Here is a 3,276-nt window from a genome sequence, read left to right as displayed (position 1 = left end):
GGCCCCCTTCCCCGCCGTGCGGTGTTCCCGCAGTCCGAGTTCGGGGTGCCGGTGCAGGTCCTTGTAGACGTCCTCGAGGTAGGGGCGGATGGCGTCGAGGCCGGCGAGCACGGCGGGGAAGGGGGCCGAGGCCCTGCGGTCGTTCGGCTACGAGGTCACCGACGGGATCGGCGGCACCGGCCTGATCGGCGTACTGGCCAACGGCGACGGCCCGACCGTCATGGCGCGCGCCGACATGGACGCCCTCCCCGTGCGGGAACGCACCGGTCTGCCCTACGCCTCCACCGCGACCGTGACCGGCCCGGACGGCACCGAGCGGCCCGTCATGCACGCCTGCGGACACGACGTGCACGTGACCTGCCTGCTCGGCTGCGCGCGGCTGCTGGCCGGGAACCGGGACGCCTGGCGGGGCACCTTCGTGGCGCTCCTGCAGCCCTCGGAGGAGAACGGCGAGGGTGCCGAAGCCATGATCGCCGACGGTCTCACCTCCCGGTCGCCCCGGCCCGACGTGGTCCTCGCGCAGCACGTCCTGCCCTATCCGGCCGGCTACGTCGGCACCCGCACCGGACCGTTCCTGTCGGCGGCGGACAGCCTGCGCGTCACCGTGCACGGACGCGGGGCGCACGGCTCCGCCCCCCAGGCGGCGATCGACCCGGTGGTGACGGCCGCGATGATCGTCGTACGCCTGCAGACCGTCGTCTCCAGGGAACTGGCCGCCACCACGCCCGCCGTGCTCACCGTGGGCAGCATCCACGCCGGCTCCGGCCCCAACGTCATCCCCGACAGCGCGGTCGTCGAACTCAACGTGCGCACCTACGACGACGCCACCCGCACCCACGTCCTGGACGCGATCGGCCGGATCGTGCGTGCCGAGTGCGAGGCGTCCCGCTCGCCGAAGGCACCCGTGATCGAGCGGATCAGCTCCTTCCCGCCGACCGTCAACGACGAGGAGACGACCCGGCGGGTCGCCGAGGCGTTCGCCGCGCACTTCGGGGACGACGCGCACACCATCGACCTGCAGACCGCGAGCGAGGACATGAGCGAGATCCCCGCCGCGTTCGGCGTGCCGTTCACCTACTGGGGCATCGGCGGCACCGACCCCGACCGCCACGCCGAGGCCGTCCGCGGCGGCACCGTCGACGAGGACATCCCGGTCAACCACAGCCCCTACTTCGCCCCGGTGGTCCGGCCCACCCTGGACACCGGCGTGCGCGCGCTGACCGTGGCCGCCCTCGCCTGGCTCGCCGCCCGGCCCGCCTCCCGGGCGTGACCCGCCGGACGGGCCCTACGGCACCCCGAGTTCGAACAGGACGTATCCCGCGTAGGACCCGGAGGCCAGCGCCGCCGTCCCGAGCACGGTGAACAGGGAGGGCAGCCGGAGCCGGCGCATGGCCAGGGCGAGCGGGACCAGGAGCGGGAACAGGGGGAGGAGGTAGCGCGAGACGTTGCCGAAGTACTGCTGGGTGCCCATCACCATCAGGTACGACAGCACCGTGTACACGACGAGCACGGCCGGTGGACGCAGCCGGACCAGCAGCACGGTGAGGACCGGCACGAGCAGGACCACCCCGACCCCGATGACGTCCTCGAAGGGCATCGCGAACAGGTAGTCGAAATGGCCCACGGGGACCGAGGTCAGGACGTCGAGGCTGTGCCGGCCGTAGTCGAAGGTGTGGCCCCACGCGCCGTCCTGGAGCCTGCTGTAGCCGTTCCAGTCGCCCATGCGCCAACCCACCCAGCCGAGGTAGCCGAGCGTCCCCAGCGGGGCGACGGCGACCGCGAGCAGCGGACGGCGGATCCCCTCCCGCCGCCGGCACACCGCGACCAGCCCGGCGACGGCGAGGGCCGCGACCAGGGTGACGGCGGTCGGCCGGGCGAGCCCGGCGAAGAACGTGAGCAGCCCGGCGGTGAGCCAGTGCCGGGCCATGACGGCGTGGCAGGCCCACACGGCCAGGGCCGTGTACAGCGACTCGGAGTACACCGCCCACTCGGCGCCGGAACCGGGCCACACCGCCCACAGGCCGACGGCGGCCAGACCGGCGCGGTGACCGCCCAGCCGGGACGTGACCGCGTGGATGCCGAGCGCCGCGACGAACGAGGAGACGACGGAGACGGCCATCCCGGCGCCGTACGGGCCCAGCCCGGTGATCTCCTGGACCACCCGCATCAGCGTCGGGTAGAGGGGGAAGAACGCCGCCGAGTTGCCCTCGAGGGTGATCATGCCGGTCGCGCCGGGGACGGGCTCCAGGGCCGGGTCGTACCCGTGCAGGGCGATCTGCTGGTACCACCAGCCGTCCCAGCTGCCCAGCACGTCCCAGGGGCGGGCGCCGCCGCCGAAGCGGGGGTGCTTCTCGCGGAAGTCGCCGGCCGAGTCGAGCAGGTGCATGAAGACGGAGAAGCCGACCAGTTTCAGCACGCCGTACGTCGCGAGGACGGGTCCGTGGCGTGCGACGGCGCGCCGCAGCCGTTCCCGGGGGGTCCGGCCGGCGTCCGCGGGAGGGGGGACGGAGACGTGGGGCCAGGGCGTCGGACCGGCCACCCGGTCCGCGGGGTCCGACGGGCCGGCCGGGCGGCCGGCCCGGAGGGTGCCGCTCATGAGGCGGAGGATCCTCTCGTACGGAGGGCGCCGCGGCCGGGGAACACCCAGGACCGCAGGAGGAGGAACCGCAGCAGGGTCGCGGCGAGGTTGGCGAGGACCAGGGTCAGCAGTTCCGGACCCGGCCCGGCCCCGGGCGCGGTGCGATGCAGAACGGCCAGCGAACCGCTGGTGAGGGCGAGGCCCACCAGGAAGGCGGCCAGCCCCTTGAGGTGCTGTCCGAGCACCCCGTGCCGGCCGCGCACACCGAAGGTCAGCCGCCGGTTCGCGGCGGTGTTGGCGACCGCGCTGGCCAGCAGGGCGAGCGCGTTGGCCGCCTGGGCGCCGGTGAAGGACCGGAGCGCCGTGTAGAGCAGCAGGTGGCACAGCGTGCTGGCGGCACCGACCGCGGCGAAGCGCAGCAGCTGACCGGCCAGGCCCGGCGGCAGCTCCGCGACCCGCTCGGGACCGCCCTCCCGGCGCAGCGCGGTCAGCGGCAGCCGGCCACCGGCCAGGGCACGCCCCAGCCGGGCCATGCCGCGCAGGTCCGCCAGCGCCGTGGAGACGATGCGGACCCGGCTGTCGGGATCGTCCACCCAGTCGACCGGCACCTCGTGGATCCGCAGTCCGGCCCGTTCGGCGATCACCAGCAGTTCGGTGTCGAAGAACCACCCCCGGTCCTCCACCAGCGGCAGCAGCCG

Annotated in this window: 3 protein-coding genes; 1 reads left to right on the top strand and 2 read right to left on the bottom strand. The window is 74.3% G+C overall.

The genetic code is table 11. The annotated features are described in order from the left end of the window. Positions 1-88 precede the first annotated feature (88 nt). The gene (locus AOK18_RS28820; protein ID WP_079105239.1) at positions 89-1,270 is read left to right on the top strand and encodes an amidohydrolase; all 1,182 of its coding nucleotides are present in this window, start codon (positions 89-91) and stop codon (positions 1,268-1,270) included. Positions 1,271-1,285: 15 nt separating this feature from the next. Here the strand turns inward: AOK18_RS28820 and AOK18_RS28815 are convergent, their stop codons facing one another. Next, the gene (locus tag AOK18_RS28815; protein ID WP_240503355.1) at positions 1,286-2,596 is read right to left on the bottom strand and encodes a hypothetical protein; all 1,311 of its coding nucleotides are present in this window, start codon (positions 2,594-2,596) and stop codon (positions 1,286-1,288) included. Continuing rightward, a partial coding sequence (locus tag AOK18_RS28810; RefSeq protein WP_206281607.1) for a GtrA family protein occupies positions 2,593-3,276 on the bottom strand: 684 nt, incomplete at its 5' end. The genes AOK18_RS28810 and AOK18_RS28815, both read right to left, overlap by 4 nt.

Origin of the sequence: Streptomyces prasinopilosus (assembly GCF_001419695.1) — a bacterium.
In the GTDB taxonomy this organism is placed as follows: Bacteria; Actinomycetota; Actinomycetes; order Streptomycetales; family Streptomycetaceae; genus Streptomyces; species Streptomyces prasinopilosus.
Note: the sequence above shows the minus strand (reverse complement) of the source record. Positions and strands in the feature narration are given on the sequence as shown.

Bases quoted from the DNA above. Each gene is read 5' to 3' on its own strand.
- AOK18_RS28820 (WP_079105239.1), top strand. From the start codon at position 89: ATGGCGTCGAGGCCGGCGAGCACGGCGGGGAAGGGGGCCGAGGCCCTG.
- AOK18_RS28815 (WP_240503355.1), bottom strand. From the start codon at position 2,596: ATGAGCGGCACCCTCCGGGCCGGCCGCCCGGCCGGCCCGTCGGACCCC.